This window comes from Yersinia sp. KBS0713 (assembly GCF_005937895.2).
In the GTDB taxonomy this organism is placed as follows: Bacteria; Pseudomonadota; Gammaproteobacteria; order Enterobacterales; family Enterobacteriaceae; genus Yersinia; species Yersinia bercovieri.
Map to the genome: position 1 here is coordinate 2,968,541 of NZ_CP042173.1, position 18,477 is coordinate 2,987,017.

The window sequence follows — 18,477 nt, forward strand, 5'->3', positions numbered from 1 at the left end:
GGTTATCTCGCCCGCTGAAACGCCTTTAGCCCAGTAAGATCCGCGCACCAATTTTAATCGGCGCAAAATTATCATTCGTCACACCCGCGGCAGATAGCGCCAGTTTGAGCTGCTGTGGTGGCTCATCTAATGATTCATCTGCTAACTCAAACACCCCCCAATGAATCGGCACTGTTATCGGTTGCTGCAATTGCTGGAATAACTGCACCGATTGCTGCGGGTCCATATGTTGCGCCTGCATAAACCAGCGCGGGGCATAAGCGCCAATGGGCAAAGCGGCATAATTGAATGGCCCTAACCTTTCACCAATGGTCAGTAGTTGCGGGCAATACCCGGTATCGCCGGTGAAATAGAAGTTAATCTCACCACGTTTGACCACCCAACCCGACCACAGAGTGTGGTTGCGATCCCAAGGTGTGCGCATGCTCCAATGACGGGCTGGTACACAGTGAAACTCAAATTCGGCGGCAAGCTGTGTCTCCCACCAATCCAGTTCGTGAACATGGCGAGCACCGTGTTGCAGCAACCAATTTTTTAACCCCAGCGGGGCCAGAAAGGTAATTTCAGGGAAGCGACGCAGTAATTGTGTGATGGTCGTCACATCCAAATGGTCGTAGTGATTGTGGGAAATCACCACCACATCAATCGGCGGCAGTGCCTTTACCCGCGTGGGGACCGGTGTTTTGCGCGCTGGCCCATAAAAATTCAGTGGTGAAGCGCGGCTGGAGAGCACCGGATCAAACAGCACGGTTTTTCCACTGACCCGCAGCAAGAGCGAAGCATGACCCAGCCACCATAAGGCATCTTGCTGATCACTGAAATCGGCCTCTTGCCACCAGTCGCTGACAAATTGTGCATACCCCTGCTGAGGCGGTTTGGGCAGTGATTGGCGTTTTCGCTCTTCACGCCAGCGCTTTAAATCTTGCGGATGATGAATGACTGGTTCCAGATTCTGGAAGCCAAACTCAGTGTGGTGTGGCTTATTAGCATCATAATACGGGTTTTTTTTCGCCATTTTACATCCTTCACTGCTAGCCACGACGGTAGCCAGCACTCATTCATGGGCTATGCCCGTAATAATTCATTGGTGCTCAATATTGATACTCTACCACGCTGAGCAGTAGACCTAATGCTAGTGATGATATTTCACTCTGCTGATTAAAATCTTGCCACACTTGTCACGGTCATGATTGGCGTAAAAAGGCATTATCACTTAATCGTATTCTTATAGATATTTCATTTTTTACCGAAAATCGCCACCCACCACGAAATTGATTCATATCAATTTTTACTTTAATTCGTGCCATTTCAGGCCGCAAAACCCTTTTTCGTGATCAAACACTCATTTTTAAAAACGCCATGCCTATATAAAGAAAACGATTATCCATTATTAATAAAACATTGTTTCAATTTGAGGTGGCGGTAAAAATGAGTAAACAGATTTCAACAAGGCATACGTTGGCGTACGGGAGTGCCAACTTGTTGGGCAGTGGAGCGCTGGCAATCAGCGGTGCCTGGCTAATGTATTTCTACACCACCTTTTGTGGGCTATCTGTCGTAGAGGCAGCCACTATCTTTTCAATCGCCAGTATTCTTGATGCCATTAGTAACCCAGTGATGGGTTATATCACCGATAACTTCTACAATACCCGTCTGGGTCGCATATTTGGCCGTCGCCGCTTCTTTATCTTGCTGGGTATCCCGCTGGTATTGGTCTATCCCATGCTCTGGATGAGCGGCTTCGGATTCTGGTATTACCTGCTAACCTATGCGCTATTTGAACTGATTTACACCTCCATCATGGTGCCTTACGAAACGTTAGCCACTGAGATGACTACTGATTTTGCCAAGCGCTCTAAGTTAACCGGCTCCAAAGCGATTTTCGGCAAAGTGGCTAACTTTTTGGCCGCCTTTATTCCCGGCCAGTTTATTGCTATTTATGGCAAAGACTCCGCGACCCCCTTCCTTTATACCGGTATCGCCTACGGTCTGATTATGTGCTGCGCGATGATTTGGCTCTACAGCTCCTCTTGGGAGCGTCCGGCCAGCGAAGTGGTGCGGGAAACCACCAGCAGCTTAGGTCAGGCACTGAAAAAACTCTGTGTGGATATGGCGTCAACCTTCCATCTGCGTATTTTCCGCAAACATCTGGGCATGTATCTGTTTGGTTTCGGTGCTGAATGGTTGTTCGCCTCCGCATTTACCTACTTTATTATTTTTGGTCTCGGTCAGGATGCCGCGCTGGTTTCTCAGCTCAATAGTTTCAGCTCAATCATGCAGTTGATCTCTACCGCCATCTTTATCGGCATCTGCGTCAAGATGGGCTTTGCTCGCCCATTCCGTATTGCCCTGCAAGTGGTGATAGTCAGTGTGATTGCCTATGCCGCGCTCTATTTCACCGGTTGGTCTCAAACCACAACCGTAATTGTGCTGTTCTGCATCACTGCTGTTTTCGGCTTAAGCACTGGCGGCATTTATTACATTCCGTGGACGGTCTATACCTTCCTGGCGGATGTCGACGAAGTATTAACTGGCCGTCGCCGCGAAGGGATCTACGCTGGGGCGATGACCTTCGCCGGTAAAATGGTGCGCTCGATTATTGTCTTCGCCATGGGTTGGACGTTAAGCCGCTTTGGCTTTGTCTCTGGGCAATCGAGCCAGCCAGAAGTGGCGGTGCAAGCGATCGTTGGCGTATTTGCCATCGGGGTGGTCTCACTGGCGCTAGTCGCTATTTACTACACCACCCAGATGAAGCTAGATCGCAAAAATCATAAAATTCTGCTGGAGGAGATTGAGCGCATCAAAGGTGGCGGGGCTATGGCGGATATTCCAGCCCATGCCCGAGTGGTTGCTGAGGAGCTAACCGGCTGGAAATATGAGCAGTGCTGGGGAAATAACCCACTGGGCATGAAGGAATCAACAACAGTGATCCCTAAACCGGTGACTGAAAGTTAATTGTTACCTATCATAATCCACCGCATCGGCGCTCTCCGATGCGGTTTTTTTTTGGTCTAAGATGTGGTTTTTTTTGATCTAAATAGCTTGATTGGTCAGTTTTCGCGCTTTTCTGCCGCGATGCCCTTCCCGGTAATGTAAATTATTCGCCTACAAGATAATTTCAGAATGTTTTATTTAGATATCCGATTACTATAACTCCACGACCACTTATTTTGCTTTCTGAACATGGATAAAAGAGTGCTGAAATATTTCTCCTCCTCACTGCTGGCCACAGCCCTACTCACCATCTCCTTGTGTAGCCAGGCTAAAACTGAGCTGTTGGCCTCACAAGTTGTTGATCAACATGCCGAACACATTTTCTATAACAGTGGTGCCATGGGGATGGCACTGGTGGTTATCGATAATAATCAAGTGGTCAACCGCAGTTTTGGTGAAACTAAGCCCGGTAACAACCTACGCCCGCGTCCAGACTCATTAATTCGCATTGCATCAATTACTAAGCTGATGACCAGCGAAGTGATGGTCAAACTGGCCGATGATGGCACGGTGAAACTGACCGATCCGTTGCGGAAATACGCGCCTAAGGGCGCCATAGTCCCCTCTTATAATGCAAAGCAGCCGATAACCTTGCTGAATCTGGCGAGCCATACCAGTGGTCTGCCACGTGAGCAACCCGGCGGCCCGCAAAAAAGACCGGTGTTCACCTGGCCGACCAAAGATAATCGCTGGCAGTGGCTAAAACAGGCCAATGTGACCGTGCCGCCGGGTGTCAGAGCCGCGTATTCCAATTTGGCCTACGACTTGCTGGCCGATGCATTATCACGAGCCTCAGGGAAGCCTTATACCAGCCTGCTACGAGATAAAATCACTGCTCCGCTGGGCATGAAAAATACCACCCTCACCCCGACGGCAGAGCAATGTAACCGGCTGATGGTGGGCGTTGGTAGCAGCCGCTGTGAAAATACTACCGCGGCCGCGGGCAGTGGCGGAGTCTACTCAACGCCAGAGGATATGCAGCGCTGGATGCAGCAATTCTTATCTTCCGATAACAGTGCGCGCAAAAGCTCAGCCAAACGTGAGCAGGCACTCTATTTCCAGCGCCGTGATCTGACCTCACTGAAGGGTATGGATGTTGCGGGTCAGGCCGATGCATTGGGTCTGGGCTGGGTTTACATGGCACCGAATGCAGATCTGCCGGGTATTATGCAAAAAACCGGTGGTGGCGGTGGATTTATTACCTATATGGCGATGATTCCAGAGAAGAACATTGGCGTATTTGTGGTGGTGACCCGCACTCAGTTGACGAAATTTAGCAATATGAGTGATGGCGTTAATCAGCTGGTTGCGCAGTTGGCGAAGAATGGCTGACTTGATGGGCGGCAGTGGTAACCCTGCTGCCGCAGTGACAAGGTGAAAAGCAAAAACCCTGTTATCTTATTCAGATAACAGGGTTTTTTATTGGTGCCGGCACCAAGAGTCGAACTCGGGACCTACTGATTACAAGTCAGTTGCTCTACCAACTGAGCTATGCCGGCGTAATTTGGCGGAAGGATAGAGATTCGAACTCTAGGACCTGTTACAGTCGACGGTTTTCAAGACCGTTGCCTTAAACCACTCGGCCATCCTTCCAATGAGCGGGATTATGATCTATAGCGTGATGATATGTCTAGTGTTTCATTTAAAAAAATTTGAAATTTGATTCGTTTGGTTAAACTTCATGCCGAAAATGGTCAAAAAAAGCCAATTTGTTCAAAAAGTGGGCGAGTAAGAATTCAGTCGCGATAGCTCTTTGCCCGCACCAGAAACAAAAAAACGCGGCCAAATGACCGCGTTTTGTCTCAGTACTTATCCTGCTAGCAGAATTAGAACTGGTAAACCAAACCAACTGCTACGATATCATCAGTGTTGATACCGGCATTTTTGGTGAATTCATTTTCATCCAGCAGGTTGATTTTGTAATCAACGTAGGTGGACATGTTTTTGTTGAAGAAGTAAGTTGCCCCGACATCAACATATTGCACCAGATCCTGGTCGCCGTAACCATTGCCCAAGTCTTTACCTTTGGATTGCAGGTAAGCCACGGATGGGCGCAGACCGAAATCAAATTGGTATTGAGCTACTAACTCAATGTTTTGCGCTTTGTTAGCAAAACCTGAATTGTTATTCTGGAAATTACCGAAGCGAGTCAGGTTGTATGTTTGGGCATAAGTCGCCGCCAGATAGACGTTATTGGCGTCATATTTCAGGCCACCACTGTAGGCATCAGCACGATCACCATTACCAAACAGCAGCTGATTTTGCTCAGTAGTACGCTTAGAGCTAGACATCGCCGCAGCCGCACTCACCCCCCAGCCCAGGTCATAAGATAGTGACATACCGTAGCCGTCGCCATTCTGACCCTTAACATCACGACCATTGTTGCTTTCAGTCGGGCTGCCATTTTTACCCTGATATTGCAGGGCAAAGTTTAGGCCATCAACCAGACCAAAGAAGTTGGTGTTACGGTAAGTCGCCAAACCGTTAGCACGTTGCGACATGAAGTTATCCGCGCCGTAGGTATCACCACCGAACTCTGGCAGTACGTCAGTCCATGAGGTGACGTCGTACAGCACACCGTAATTACGGCCATAATCCAGAGAGCCGTAATCAGCAAATTTCAAGCCAGCAAAGCCAAGACGAGTAAAGTTGCCTTGGTCTTGATCTTCTGCTTTATTCAGGTTTGCCTGATATTCCCACTGACCGTAACCGGTCAGTTGGTCACTGATCTGTGTTTCGCCTTTCAGGCCAAAACGCATATAGGACTGGTCGCCATCTTTGCTCTTGTCATCAGAGAAATAGTGCAAGCCATCGACTTTGCCATACAGATCCAGTTTGTTACCGTCTTTGTGGTAAATTTCAGCCGCGCCTGCACTACCTGCAACTAATAAAGCGGGAACAAGCAGGGAAAGAACTCGAAGTTTCATCGTTATTATCCTCTATTATTAGATCTAACTATGCCACTGCTCTTGCGAGCATATAATCCCAACGGGGTTATTCTATTGTGGTAACAATATTTGGATTAATCCATACAGAAAATGCTACCAAGTTGGAGATAATGTTTCATATAGCCCAAAAAGCATTTCAAAATGTAAATATCAGCGAACTTTCACAAAAACAAGAAACACGTAAAATATAGCACCAACTGCTAAAGACAAATATTATACTTATATAAAACAGCAACATACAAAAATACTTGCGCAGCACAAATTGACAAGTAATATACTTAACCTTGGAGCTACAATAGCTCTGCTATCATCATTATTTTTTATATTACTTTCATTGTGGCTCTCGCAGCCAGATAATTCGTTAGTTGACGGCCGGTCTTTTGACCGGCTTTTTTATTGCCTGAGATATAGATAGGGAAGTATATTTATAATGCTGACTATATTAACAAAATGAAACAATACCATTATAATATAATTTCGAAATTATATTTAAGCACGAATAGCTTAACTAGCGATGCTAATAATTTTACTGATCGCTTAACTATTGCTCAGCTACTTATTTGTATTGCTTTACATTTATTAGTTAATAATTACCACTCTACCGCCAATGGTAAGGTGCCATAGCGGTAGAGTGGTAGCCGGTGATATTAGCGCTCCCGCAGTGACTCCTTCACTTTATTCAGGGGTTTTATCAGGTAATCCAAAACTGTTTTTTGGCCCGTTTTAATTTCTACGCTAGCGACCATGCCAGGTAATAAATGATAAAATGCTGATAAAAAATGCCTGAAATGGCGAAAGATATATCGCATAATATAATGATAAATAACGACATTAATTATTTTAGCGCAAAGTGTGCCACTGATCGTCAATCAAGAGATCCGCGCTCTCCCCATCATAACTTACATTATTAAATTTAATGATTTATGCTACATTTCCGTAACATTGAATGTGTCGATAGTTTAACTTTCGAATATTATTAACTTGAATCACTATGGTGTACACAATTTGAGCAAAAACGAGACCAAAGGGGCAATCCTATGCATTAGACCGCCAAATATTCTGCTAATCAGATAAATCCCTTCGACCCGCATTTCGCTTTATGATAGAAACGTCTATCTATCTTGATCGTTCATAATAATCACAGACTCTAATACCTCATGAGCTCCGAATTACGCCAACAAACCATAGGTCAACAATCAAATCAGCCCGGTGTTGCACAGCAAATTTCGACCCGACTGGCTTTCTTTATCGCCGGATTGGGCATGGCCGCCTGGGCACCACTGGTGCCTTTTGCCAAGGAGCGTATTGGCCTGAATGATGCTTCGCTGGGTTTGCTGCTGCTGTGCATTGGTGTCGGCTCAATGCTGGCCATGCCTCTGACCGGCGTGCTGACGGCAAGATGGGGCTGCCGGGCAGTGATTTTACTGGCGGGCGCGGTATTGTGCCTCGATCTCCCCTTACTGGTACTTATGCATACCCCGATGACCATGGCCCTTGCCCTGCTAATCTTCGGTGCCGCGATGGGGATAATAGATGTCGCGATGAATATTCAGGCTGTCATTGTTGAAAAAGCCAGTGGCCGAGCCATGATGTCCGGCTTTCACGGGCTGTTCAGTGTCGGCGGGATTGCCGGGGCTGGTGGCGTGAGTGCACTATTGTGGCTGGGCCTCACACCACTAATGGCGATTATGGTGACAGTGGTATTAATGATAATCCTACTGCTGACCGCCAATAAAAACCTGTTACATGGCAGTGGTGAATCCCATGATGGCCCACTATTTGTTTGGCCGCGTGGTTGGGTCATGTTTATCGGTTTTTTATGTTTTGTGATGTTTCTCGCCGAAGGTTCAATGCTTGATTGGAGTGCCCTCTTCCTGACGACGCTACGGGGCATGGATCCCTCACAGGCGGGGATGGGCTATGCCGTATTTGCGATAGCCATGACACTGGGCCGCTTAAATGGTGATCGGATTGTCAACGCCTTGGGTCGATACAAGGTACTATTCGGCGGCAGTCTGTGCGCCGCGATTGGGATTATGACGGCGATATGTGTTGATAGCTCAATTGCCGCTATTATTGGTTTTATGCTCGTGGGGCTGGGCGCATCAAATGTGGTGCCCATTTTGTTCACCGCCGCCGGTAACCAAAGTGTGATGCCCGCCAATCTGGCGGTGGCATCCATTACCACCATCGGTTACGCCGGTATTCTGGCCGGCCCGGCGGCAATTGGTTTTGTCGCACAACTGAGTAACTTATCGGTCGCTTTTGGCTGTGTGGCATTGCTGTTACTGGCAGTCACCGCCAGCGCCAGAGCCGTCACGCGCTAACCCAGGAATATGCAGTCTCTCTATGCAAAATAACTCGTTATCTACCAGTTCAGCTAAGATCACCCGCTGCTTCTGGCTGTTTATTGTATTGCTGCTCATTACCATCGGGCTGTATGGCTACAACTATACCAATGCTTATCTGACAGAAAAAAAGCACGCCCTAACCTATATCGCCAGTGGTTTGCAGCAACGCATTGATGATTATCGCTATCACACCTACCAACTCTATGATTTAGCGAATAACCCGGATGTCGCGGAGAAGGTCATTCTCTCTGCGCAAGAGATCCGTCTGCGCCCTGACATTTACTATATTGAGAAACCGCGCAGAAAAACGGATGCGGTCATTTTTGGCAATCACGAGCCAGCGACCCTGCCGATGGCATTGCAGATGTCCGACTACCTCGATAGCCACTGGGGGGCACAGTATGATACCTACTCAATGTATTATCTTAACGGGCAGGATAATAGCCTGACGCTGATTACCACTCAGGCGCTGAAAGAGGTCACCTCGCGCTTTAAAGAGAGTTACCTGACGGCCGCGGCTGAATCCCGGCGGGCAGAGATGCTACAACAGGCCAATACCTTAGATGAGCGCGAGAGCTTCTCGCCGCTGCGCAAATTACGTTTCCAGAACGCCTACTACTTCACCCTAAGAACCACCTTTAATCACCCAGGGCATCTGGCGACCGTTATCGCTTTTGATTTACCGATCAATGACTTAATTCCACCGAATATGGCGCGATCTAACTTCCTGCTGCAAAAAGATAAGACGCCCATTAATGAAGGCATGGCACCTGAAGATGTCGCCGCCGCCAGTGTGACACTCAATGGCTACTGGGTTGAGTTCTCCGCCCCTTTGGCTAATGCCACACAAAAAATCGTTTATCGTGTGCCGATTAATCTGTTAGCCATTGATTTACTGAGGAATAACTTCTGGCTAATTCTGACCAATATCTTGCTCTTGGCATCAGCAGTGTTAGGTATCTATTTCGTTCGCCGCCAATACGTTCATCCAAGTGCGGATGTGGTCGAAAAATTAGAGATGCAGAAATCACTGAGTCAGGAAATTATAGCCAACCTACCCCAAGGGTTACTGGTCTATAACTTCAGCAATAACACCGTCGTCGCCAGTAACCAGATTGCCGATAATCTAATGCCACACCTTAATATGCAAAAAATTGCGCATATGGCGGAGCAGCACCACGGGGTGATTCAGGGCACCGTGAATAATGAAGTTTATGAAATTCGCATGTTCCGTAGCCAAATATCACCGGAAACCTATCTATTCCTGCTTCATGATCAGGATAAAGAAGTGTTGGTGAATAAAAAGCTGCAACAGGCGAGGCGTGAATACGACAAGAGTCTGCAAGCGCGTAAACTGATGCTGCACAATCTGGGGATTGAGCTGAATCAACCCGTCAATACCCTCAATCAAATTGTCCATCAGTTACAAAACAGCACTGACTTACAGCAACAACAAGAGCTGACGGCCAAATTAATTGCGCAATCAGATACCATTATTGAATTGATTGAGAACATCACCCTACTCACGCGTCTGGAAACACAAGATTGGCAACCTGAACAGCATAGCTTCTCACTGTCGGCATTAATTGATGCCCTGCTGTTAGAGATTCTGCCCGCCATTAATCAAAAAGGCTTAACACTCTTTAATCACTATCGTGCCGATATTGATCAAAATTACACGGGTGATGAAAATGTATTACGCAAAATACTTTCACTACTGCTGCACTACTCCATCATCACAACGGATTACGGCAAAATCACACTCAATGTTGACCACGAACCAGGTCATCCAGAACAGCTGATTATTCAGATAACGGATACTGGTGTCGGTATATCTGATGAAGAGATCAGTAATCTTAATTATCCTTTCCTCAGCCAAACTTTGGTCGACAGATACAATCACGGATCGGGGTTAACCTTCTTTTTATGTAACCAATTATGTAGGAAATTAAACGGCCAATTAGAGATTCGTAGCAAAATCGATATAGGTACTCGTTATACCATTCGCTTAACTATACCTATCGAAAATGAGCAACAAGAAGAGCAAGAGAAATTATTAGATGGAGTGACGGCGTTATTAGATATAACCTCGGAAGAAGTACGCTCAATCATCACCACATTATTGGGTTCATTCGGTGCAAACTGCATTATTACCGATGATCGCCTGCCAGGCCGAGATTACGACGTCACCTTAACTGACAATCCTCAACACTATGATAATTTTACCTTATTACTGACTTCAGATGAGGTGGGATTACAACAATTACAAGATAACTATATCCGGGTAAATTATAATTTAGGCAGTGCAGTTATTGATGCAATGCTACTATTAATTGAACAACGGATCTTATCAGATGAATCTCAGGAAGAGTCTGAATCTATTGCTGAAGATGATATAAGCACCTATGAACAACAACTAAAATCCAGCGACTATTATTCCTTATTCGTTGAGACAGTACCGATAGATCTGAAGAAACTGTATACTGAACTTCAGCAACGTGATTTCATATCGCTTTCGCAGACTGCACATCGATTGAAAGGCGTATTTGCTATGTTGAACCTGGTACTCGGCAAGCAGCTATGTGAAACATTAGAACAGCATATCGCAGATGGCGATCGGTTGAAGATCGAAAATAGCATCAGTCAAATTGATTCTTTCGTCACCAGACTGTTGCAGCAAGGTAACCCATAACCATGAACAACCTTAATGTAATTATTGCTGATGACCATCCAATTGTTCTGTTTGGCATCCGAAAGTCGCTTGAACAAATTGAATGGGTCAACGTTGTTGGGGAATTTGAAGACTCAACATCGCTTATTAACAACTTATCTAAACTAGATGCCAACGTGTTAATTACTGACCTCTCCATGCCTGGAGACAAGTATGGTGATGGCATCACACTGATAAAATATATAAAACGTCATTACCCAGACTTAGCCATAATTGTTCTAACAATGAATAATAATCCGGCTATTCTTAGTTCTGTTTTGGACTTGGACATCGACGGGATCGTATTAAAGCAAGGCGCACCAGCTGACCTGCCTAAGGCATTGGCAGCATTACAAAAAGGGAAGAAATTCACCCCTGAAAGTGTAGCTAAATTGCTGGAAAAAATCAGTGCCAATGGCTACGGTGATAAGCGCTTGTCACCAAAAGAGAGTGAAGTTTTGCGATTATTTGCTGAAGGTTTCCTGGTGACAGAGATCGCCAGAAAACTTAATCGCAGCATTAAAACTATCAGTAGCCAGAAGAAATCGGCGATGCTGAAACTGGGTGTGGATAATGATATCGCCCTACTAAACTATCTTTCTTCAGTAACTATCAGTCAGGTCAATAAAGAAGAAGAATAGCTGTTTTCAGGCCCGGTATTGCTCAGCAGCACCGGGTCTATTTATCCCCTCTCCTATCCATCCAGATTATTCATTAATTTTCTCTATTACTAAATTTTTCTTTATTCCTAACTTTATAACCCAAAGTCATTGGCGTTACAGCAAGGCAGCAAATGAGCGAATGCCGCTAACACAGCTGTAGCGTCAAGGACGAAGGGTTTAGCGTGAGCGCCGCACCTTATCACTGTAATAGCGCAGCATCTGCCGCAATGTATCCAGTGTTACCGGCTTAGATAAACAGTTATCCATGCCCGCTTCAATACAGCGCTGCTTGCTTTCAGCCAGTGCATTCGCGGTGACACCAATGACCGGGAAGTGATGATTCAATTGCCGCAAACGCTGAGTTAAACGATAACCATCCATATTCGGCATATTGACGTCAGTCAGCACAATATCAACACTATTGGCACTCAGCACCGCCAGTGCATCCAGCCCATCATTCGCCGTCATCACTTGATAGCCCAATGCGGTGAGCTGATCGGCCAATAACCGGCGATTAATCGGATGGTCATCCACCACCAGAATTTGCAGATCGGCATTATCATCTTGATTGGCTTTCGGCGCAGCTAGCTGTAATGGCGTATTGTCGGCCACCGACAGAGGTTCCAGCAAGATCCGATCCAATAACGGGATAATCTCTAGCAGCGTAGATGTGCTCAACAACCAATAACCTGGACGCGTTTCTTGCGGCAAACCGATATGTTCGATAGAGAGTTGAATCCAGGTCGAAAGTGGCGCGCTGATTTGTGGCAAATAATCACAAATCAATACTTGATCATTCAGGGGCTGATCGAGACTATAGCGCCGCGCGGTGGCACCAAAATGCCCCAGAAGATCAAATAAATAGCGCTCAAGACGCGCATTACGAATATCTAACCACAGGGTTTTCCCTTGCCAGCGATCACTCTGTGGCAGCACAAAATTATTAGCTTCATCTCTGTTTTCGGCTAGAAAGAGTGGAATGCGGATAGCAAAAATACTGCCCATTCCTAACTCAGAGATCACCTCAACATCCCCATCCATCAAGTTGACCAACTTCTCGCAGATAGCCAAACCTAAACCTGTGCCCTGGAAATGGCGCTGCACGCCAGTGCCTACCTGGAAGAAGGGATCAAAGAGCTGGTTTATCTCACGTGAATTAATGCCAACCCCGGTATCGCGTACTCGGAATTCCAAATAATCGCCGCGCACCCGAACTTGCAGGATGATGCAGCCGGTATCGGTGAATTTAATAGCGTTATTCAATAAGTTAGAGATCACCTGTTGCAGGCGAACAGGATCCCCCATCATCACTCGCGGAACCTCCGGCTCAATAAAGCAGTACAGCCCTAGTCGTTTTTTAACCACTAGCGGCAGATAGTTAGCAGAGATGTGCGTGATCACTTCGACAGTAGAGAACTCGCTTGGCTCAATTTTCAGTTGTTCAGACTCGATTTTAGAAAAGTCGAGTATGTCACTGATAATTTTGAGTAATAAGCCAGATGAGTTGTTCATCGCCGTCACCAGGCGGTCAACACCGTGCGGCAGCTCTTTAGTTTGCAATAAATCGAGATTACCAATAATCCCATACAGTGGGGTACGCAACTCATGGCTGACAGTGGCCAAAAACATAGATTTAGATTGGCTGGCCTGCTCTGCTGCTGCGGCCATCTCTTGCAGTGACTCTTCCATTTTTACCCGCGAACTGACATCCACCAGCACGCAAATAGCCACATCTTCATTACGGTAGCGAGAGTGAACAAAGCTGATTTGCAGATTATTGTTATTACTGGTCATCACATCGACAAAGTTCGCCTGCTGTTCACAGATAATACGTGTAATGCGTTCGCGGTCTTCGTTCGTCAGCAAATTAATATAGTTATGCGCTAACTCATTACTGAGGATATTGGTTCCATCACTGATGCGCAGGATGGAGATACCCACCGGAGCAGAGGCCACAATTTTGCGGTTAAACTGCTCATGCTCCTCCAGTCTCAAGGCGTTATCTTCAGCCGGGTGGAACATTTTTCTTTCAAACAACCAGGCTAAGGTAAATATCACTACCGCAGAGAGTATATTCAGCAGTAACGCATTAAAAATAAAGAGTTTGAATGTTTCAATTATTGTTCTAACGGGTAAGGAGTAAGCAATACTGAGGGTCGATGGTAGCAAACTTTTTTTCAGCAAAAGATTATTATAATCATCGACATAACCGAAATAAGATGGAGAATCAGGGTAGTTATCCAGCATTGATGCATGGCGCTCCCCGGTTGCCAGCCGCAATACCGGTTCATTGTCCTGATCCAACAAGGTCACGCCAATGGGTAGCGGCCCAGAGGAGATAAAATCCTCCAGACGAATCGTTTGCTCAGTACCAACCAATGCCTCTAATTTGTTACCCACATACAATGGGCTAAGCACATACAGCGTACCAATATCTGGGCGCACGCCAGGAACGACCCAATACAGTGCGCTATCTTTATCCTGACCATTGGCATCACGATATTTTAAAATGTGTTCGTTCAGTGACTTAAGCAGATTTTCCTGATCCATTGGTGTGTTGCGGATATCGAAATCCACCATGCACAATGTGTCGCTACCAATAAAGAAGATGCGGTTGAGGTCATAAGCGGCAGCGAAATTCTCCTTCCAGTACAGAATAAGATTACTGAGCGAATTGAGTGACGAGTGGCGAGAGGTGCTAAGCGCGGCGCAATCAGCATCTGGATTGAGCGGATAATATTTGGGCGCAGTCTTGTTTTTGATGAAGGCACCCGCGGCGATATCACTGCTCGCCGAGCTGTGACTTAACCTATTCTCCGCCATGTATTTGATATCGCGGATAATGTCGGAAGAGTGCCGGATGTAACTCTGCGCCAACTCAAAGTTAGTATTATATTCCTGACGAATATCAGATTTTTTCTCATTAAGAATATTCAGGATATAAAACGTCGTTAGCAACGCGCCAAGTGACCATAACATAATGGCCAATACCCGAAATAGGTAGCGGGAGATTTTCAGTGTCGTGCGAAATGAAGAGAGATATTTCAATCTGATACCTGGTGAAAGCATCGCCACAGAGGCTGCATGATTTACAGAATACACTACCCATAACACATAAAAAAGCCAGCACGCGGCTGGCTTTTGTTTTCATCGAGTCGCCCTGCGGCTGATAAGCTCATCGGAGCAATTAACTGCTCCGTATGCCCTATCAGCGCATTATAGGTTCTCGTCTGCTACATCATCGTCTTCCGCTTCATCATCTGCTGCGTCGTCTTCAGCATCATCTTCCGGTGCATTCAGTGCGGCGTTTTCATCGCCCCCCTCTTCACCGTCCAATGACTCGCCATCAAGGATGTCATCATCCTCTTCCGGCTCTGCGACACGTTGCAGACCGACCACATGCTCATCTTCAGCTGTGCGGATCAGTGTCACGCCCTGGGTGTTACGACCCACAACGCTCACCTCTGAAACTCGGGTACGCACCAAAGTACCGGCATCAGTAATCATCATGATTTGATCAGTTGGTGCAACCTGAACAGCACCGACGACCTTACCATTACGCTCACTGACTTTAATGGAGATAACCCCCTGAGTCGCGCGGGACTTGGTTGGATACTCTTCCACTGCGGTACGTTTACCGTAACCATTTTCAGTCACAGTCAGGATTTCGCCATCACCACGCGGAATAATCAGAGAGATAACCCGATCATCGCCATTGAGGTTGATACCACGGACACCGGTGGCGGTACGACCCATCGAGCGGACCTGCGTTTCTGGGAAGCGAACCACTTTACCCAATGCGGAGAACAGCATAACTTCATTGCTGCCATCAGTCAGATCCACACCGATCAGCTCATCACCTTCATTCAGATTGACGGCAATAATACCGGCACTGCGTGGGCGGCTGAACTCGGTCAATGCTGTTTTCTTCACCGTACCGCTAGCGGTTGCCATAAAGACATGACGGCCCTCTTCATACTCCCGCACCGGCAGAATGGCGGTAATACGCTCATTCGGCTCAAGCGGCAATAAGTTGACGATTGGGCGACCACGGGCCCCACGGCTGGCTTCTGGCAACTGATAGACTTTCATCCAGTAGAGACGGCCACGGCTGGAGAAGCACAAAATAGTGTCGTGGGTATTGGCAACCAACAAGCGATCAATGAAGTCCTCTTCTTTGATGCGCGCAGCTGACTTACCTTTACCACCACGGCGCTGAGCTTCGTAATCCGTCAGCGGTTGGTATTTGACGTAGCCCTGATGGGACAGTGTCACAACCACATCTTCCTGATTAATCAGATCTTCGATGTTGATATCAGAGGTGTTGGCCGTGATTTCAGTACGACGAGCATCACTATATTGCTCTTTAATCGCCACTAACTCTTCGCGGATCACTTCCATCAAGCGCTCTGGGTTTTCCAGAATAAAGATCAGCTCCGCGATGGCGGTCAGCAGCTCTTTATACTCATCCAGCAGTTTTTCATGCTCCAGACCGGTCAGTTTCTGCAAACGCAGATCCAAAATAGCCTGAGCTTGCTGCTCGGTGAGGTAATACTTGCCGTCACGGATACCGAACTCTGCTTCCAGCCATTCAGGGCGGGCGGCATCACCACCGGCACGTTCCAGCATAGCGGAAACGTTACCTAACTCCCACGGACTGGCAATCAAGCCGGCTTTCGCCTCCGCAGGGGTCGCCGCACGGCGAATCAATTCGATAATCGGATCGATGTTAGCCAAGGCAATGGCCAGCGCTTCAAGGATATGTGCGCGGTCACGTGCTTTACGCAGCTCAAAGATGGTTCGACGCGTCACCACTTCACGGCGGTGGCGCACAAAGGCAACCAAAATGTCTTTCAGGTTCAGTAATTTAGGTTGCCCTTGAGACAGAGCCACCATATTGATACCGAAAGTCACCTGCAATTGCGTCAGCGAGTAGAGGTTATTGAGCACCACCTCGCCGACTGCATCACGTTTGATCTCAATCACGATACGCATGCCGTCTTTATCAGACTCATCACGCAGCGCACTGATGCCTTCTACCCGTTTCTCTTTCACCAGCTCGGCGATTTTTTCAATCAACCGCGCCTTATTCACCTGATAGGGGATCTCGTGAATAATAATGGTTTCACGGCCTGTTTTAGCGTCCGCTTCCACTTCACCACGGGCACGGATATACACCTTGCCACGGCCAGTACGATAAGCTTCTTCAATACCACGGCGACCATTGATAATGGCGGCTGTTGGGAAGTCTGGCCCCGGAATATACTCCATCAGCCCTTCGATGCTGATGTTTTCATCTTCGATATAGGCCAAACAGCCATCAATAACCTCAGAAAGGTTATGTGGCGGAATATTGGTTGCCATCCCAACGGCAATACCTGACGAACCATTAACCAACAGGTTAGGGATGCGTGTTGGCATGACCGCAGGGATCTGCTCAGTGCCATCGTAGTTCGGTACGTAGTCGACGGTATCTTTTTCTAAATCCGCTAACAATTCGTGAGCAATTTTAGACATGCGGATTTCGGTATAACGCATCGCCGCAGCGGAGTCGCCATCAACGGAACCGAAGTTACCCTGCCCATCCACCAGCATATAGCGCAGTGAGAACGGCTGGGCCATACGCACTATAGTGTCGTAGACCGCGCTGTCACCATGCGGGTGATATTTACCGATAACGTCCCCAACTACACGGGCCGATTTTTTGTATGGTTTATTCCAGTCATTGCCCAGTACATTCATCGCGAACAGTACGCGACGGTGAACCGGCTTCAGTCCATCCCGGACATCTGGTAAAGCACGTCCGACAATAACGGACATCGCATAATCCAGATAGGAGCTTTTCAGCTCTTCCTCGATGTTGACCGGTGTTATTTCTCTGGCAAGGTCGCTCATTGAGCCGCTATCCCTCTACTAATTACCGGATTTAAAGGTACGAAACTATATCACAAAACCCCAATTTTGGCGAAACTACATTGCGCTTAACTCTTAGAGACAAAACTGCGCCAATTGATGGGGAACATGTATAATCCGCGCAAAGAAACAGAACAGTGAGAACTCTTCATGCGTGTAGATAGCACCGCCCCCCAACACAATGTCGACGAGCAAGAAATCGCTAAATTTGAAGCAGTTGCCTCCCGCTGGTGGGATTTGGAAGGTGAGTTTAAGCCTCTCCACCGCATTAATCCCCTGCGTCTCGATTATATTTTGCAGCGCTCAGGCGGCATTTTCGATAAAAACGTGCTGGACGTCGGTTGCGGCGGCGGCATTCTGGCAGAGAGCATGGCACATGAAGGTGCACAGGTCACCGGGCTGGATATGGGCTATGAGCCGCTACAAGTGGCGCGACTGCATGCGCTGGAGAGCGGTGTCAAACTGGATTATGTGCAGGAAACGGTTGAAAGCCATGCGCAAAAGTTGCCACAACATTACGACGTGGTGACCTGCATGGAGATGCTCGAACATGTTCCTGACCCGGCCTCCGTTATCCGCGCCTGTGCACAATTGGTCAAACCCGGCGGGCATGTTTTCTTCTCAACCATTAATCGCAATACCAAATCCTGGTTGATGGCGGTGGTCGGCGCGGAATATGTGCTGAAAATGGTGCCGAAAGGCACTCATGATTCGAAAAAATTTATTCGCCCATCAGAACTTATCGGCTGGGTCGATCAAACCCCACTGCAGGAACGCCACATTATCGGGCTGCATTACAATCCGCTAACAGACCATTTTAAGCTGGGTCGCAACGTTGATGTAAATTATATGGTGCATACTCAACGGGAAGATAACAGCACTCACCCGTGAAGTATAAA

10 protein-coding genes, 2 tRNA genes and 1 pseudogene are annotated in these 18,477 nt (G+C 47.2%); 6 read left to right on the forward strand and 7 right to left on the reverse strand.

Translation table 11 applies throughout. From position 1 onward, the window contains the following. Positions 1-25: 25 nt before the first annotated feature. On the reverse strand, positions 26-1,015 hold the full coding sequence (locus FFE93_RS14170) for an MBL fold metallo-hydrolase (protein ID WP_054872880.1): 990 nt from the start codon (positions 1,013-1,015) through the stop codon (positions 26-28). Positions 1,016-1,428: 413 nt separating this feature from the next. Here FFE93_RS14170 and FFE93_RS14175 point away from each other — a divergent pair, with 413 nt between their 5' ends. Both FFE93_RS14175 and ampH read left to right on the forward strand, forming a co-directional pair. Continuing rightward, on the forward strand, positions 1,429-2,955 hold the full coding sequence (locus FFE93_RS14175; protein ID WP_032899079.1) for an MFS transporter: 1,527 nt from the start codon (positions 1,429-1,431) through the stop codon (positions 2,953-2,955). Positions 2,956-3,183: 228 nt separating this feature from the next. Beyond that, entirely contained in the window at positions 3,184-4,326 is a 1,143-nt protein-coding gene (gene ampH, locus FFE93_RS14180; protein ID WP_138775368.1) for a D-alanyl-D-alanine-carboxypeptidase/endopeptidase AmpH, read from the forward strand. A 91-nt stretch (positions 4,327-4,417) separates the two neighbouring features. On the opposite strand, the gene FFE93_RS14185 is transcribed toward ampH, so the two are convergent. The 4 genes and pseudogenes from FFE93_RS14185 to FFE93_RS14200 form a co-directional block, all read right to left on the reverse strand. Next, a tRNA-Thr gene (locus FFE93_RS14185) sits at positions 4,418-4,493 on the reverse strand. Positions 4,494-4,499: 6 nt separating this feature from the next. Beyond that, positions 4,500-4,587, reverse strand: a tRNA-Ser gene (locus FFE93_RS14190). A gap of 233 nt (positions 4,588-4,820) precedes the next feature. Continuing rightward, entirely contained in the window at positions 4,821-5,921 is a 1,101-nt protein-coding gene (locus tag FFE93_RS14195) for a porin OmpC (RefSeq protein ID WP_005277966.1), read from the reverse strand. Between the two features lie 668 nt (positions 5,922-6,589). Continuing rightward, positions 6,590-6,697, reverse strand: a pseudogene (locus FFE93_RS14200) (hypothetical protein); the annotation flags it as partial. A 402-nt stretch (positions 6,698-7,099) separates the two neighbouring features. On the opposite strand from FFE93_RS14200, the gene FFE93_RS14205 reads away from it, so the two are divergent. The 3 genes from FFE93_RS14205 to rcsB are packed head-to-tail and all read left to right on the forward strand — an operon-like array spanning position 7,100 to position 11,644. Beyond that, positions 7,100-8,269 (forward strand): MFS transporter, encoded by a 1,170-nt coding sequence (locus tag FFE93_RS14205; RefSeq protein WP_005277976.1) that lies wholly within the window; start codon positions 7,100-7,102, stop codon positions 8,267-8,269. 22 nt (positions 8,270-8,291) lie between these two features. Next, positions 8,292-10,985 carry a phosphotransferase RcsD gene (gene rcsD / locus FFE93_RS14210; protein ID WP_138775369.1) on the forward strand — a complete coding sequence of 898 codons (2,694 nt, stop codon included), beginning with the start codon at positions 8,292-8,294 and terminating at the stop codon, positions 10,983-10,985. Positions 10,986-10,987: 2 nt separating this feature from the next. Further along, a complete protein-coding gene (gene rcsB, locus FFE93_RS14215; RefSeq protein WP_004875319.1) occupies positions 10,988-11,644 on the forward strand; it encodes a response regulator transcription factor RcsB in 657 nt (218 codons plus the stop codon). 198 nt (positions 11,645-11,842) lie between these two features. On the opposite strand, the gene rcsC is transcribed toward rcsB, so the two are convergent. Next, on the reverse strand, positions 11,843-14,713 hold the full coding sequence (gene rcsC, locus FFE93_RS14220) for a two-component system sensor histidine kinase RcsC (RefSeq protein ID WP_032898658.1): 2,871 nt from the start codon (positions 14,711-14,713) through the stop codon (positions 11,843-11,845). Between the two features lie 168 nt (positions 14,714-14,881). Beyond that, on the reverse strand, positions 14,882-17,560 hold the full coding sequence (gene gyrA, locus FFE93_RS14225; protein WP_005277987.1) for a DNA topoisomerase (ATP-hydrolyzing) subunit A: 2,679 nt from the start codon (positions 17,558-17,560) through the stop codon (positions 14,882-14,884). A 168-nt stretch (positions 17,561-17,728) separates the two neighbouring features. On the opposite strand from gyrA, the gene ubiG reads away from it, so the two are divergent. Continuing rightward, complete coding sequence (gene ubiG / locus FFE93_RS14230) at positions 17,729-18,469, forward strand: bifunctional 2-polyprenyl-6-hydroxyphenol methylase/3-demethylubiquinol 3-O-methyltransferase UbiG (RefSeq protein ID WP_138775370.1); 741 nt, start codon at positions 17,729-17,731, stop codon at positions 18,467-18,469. The last annotated feature ends 8 nt before the right edge of the window (positions 18,470-18,477 follow it).

Excerpts from the sequence above, each read along its gene's own strand:
- gyrA (WP_005277987.1), bottom strand. The coding sequence starts at position 17,560 with ATGAGCGACCTTGCCAGAGAAATAACACCGGTCAACATCGAGGAAGAG.
- ubiG (WP_138775370.1), top strand. The coding sequence starts at position 17,729 with ATGCGTGTAGATAGCACCGCCCCCCAACACAATGTCGACGAGCAAGAA.
- FFE93_RS14195 (WP_005277966.1), bottom strand. The coding sequence starts at position 5,921 with ATGAAACTTCGAGTTCTTTCCCTGCTTGTTCCCGCTTTATTAGTTGCA.
- ampH (WP_138775368.1), top strand. The coding sequence starts at position 3,184 with ATGGATAAAAGAGTGCTGAAATATTTCTCCTCCTCACTGCTGGCCACA.
- FFE93_RS14175 (WP_032899079.1), top strand. The coding sequence starts at position 1,429 with ATGAGTAAACAGATTTCAACAAGGCATACGTTGGCGTACGGGAGTGCC.
- FFE93_RS14205 (WP_005277976.1), top strand. The coding sequence starts at position 7,100 with ATGAGCTCCGAATTACGCCAACAAACCATAGGTCAACAATCAAATCAG.
- rcsB (WP_004875319.1), top strand. The coding sequence starts at position 10,988 with ATGAACAACCTTAATGTAATTATTGCTGATGACCATCCAATTGTTCTG.
- FFE93_RS14170 (WP_054872880.1), bottom strand. The coding sequence starts at position 1,015 with ATGGCGAAAAAAAACCCGTATTATGATGCTAATAAGCCACACCACACT.
- rcsD (WP_138775369.1), top strand. The coding sequence starts at position 8,292 with ATGCAAAATAACTCGTTATCTACCAGTTCAGCTAAGATCACCCGCTGC.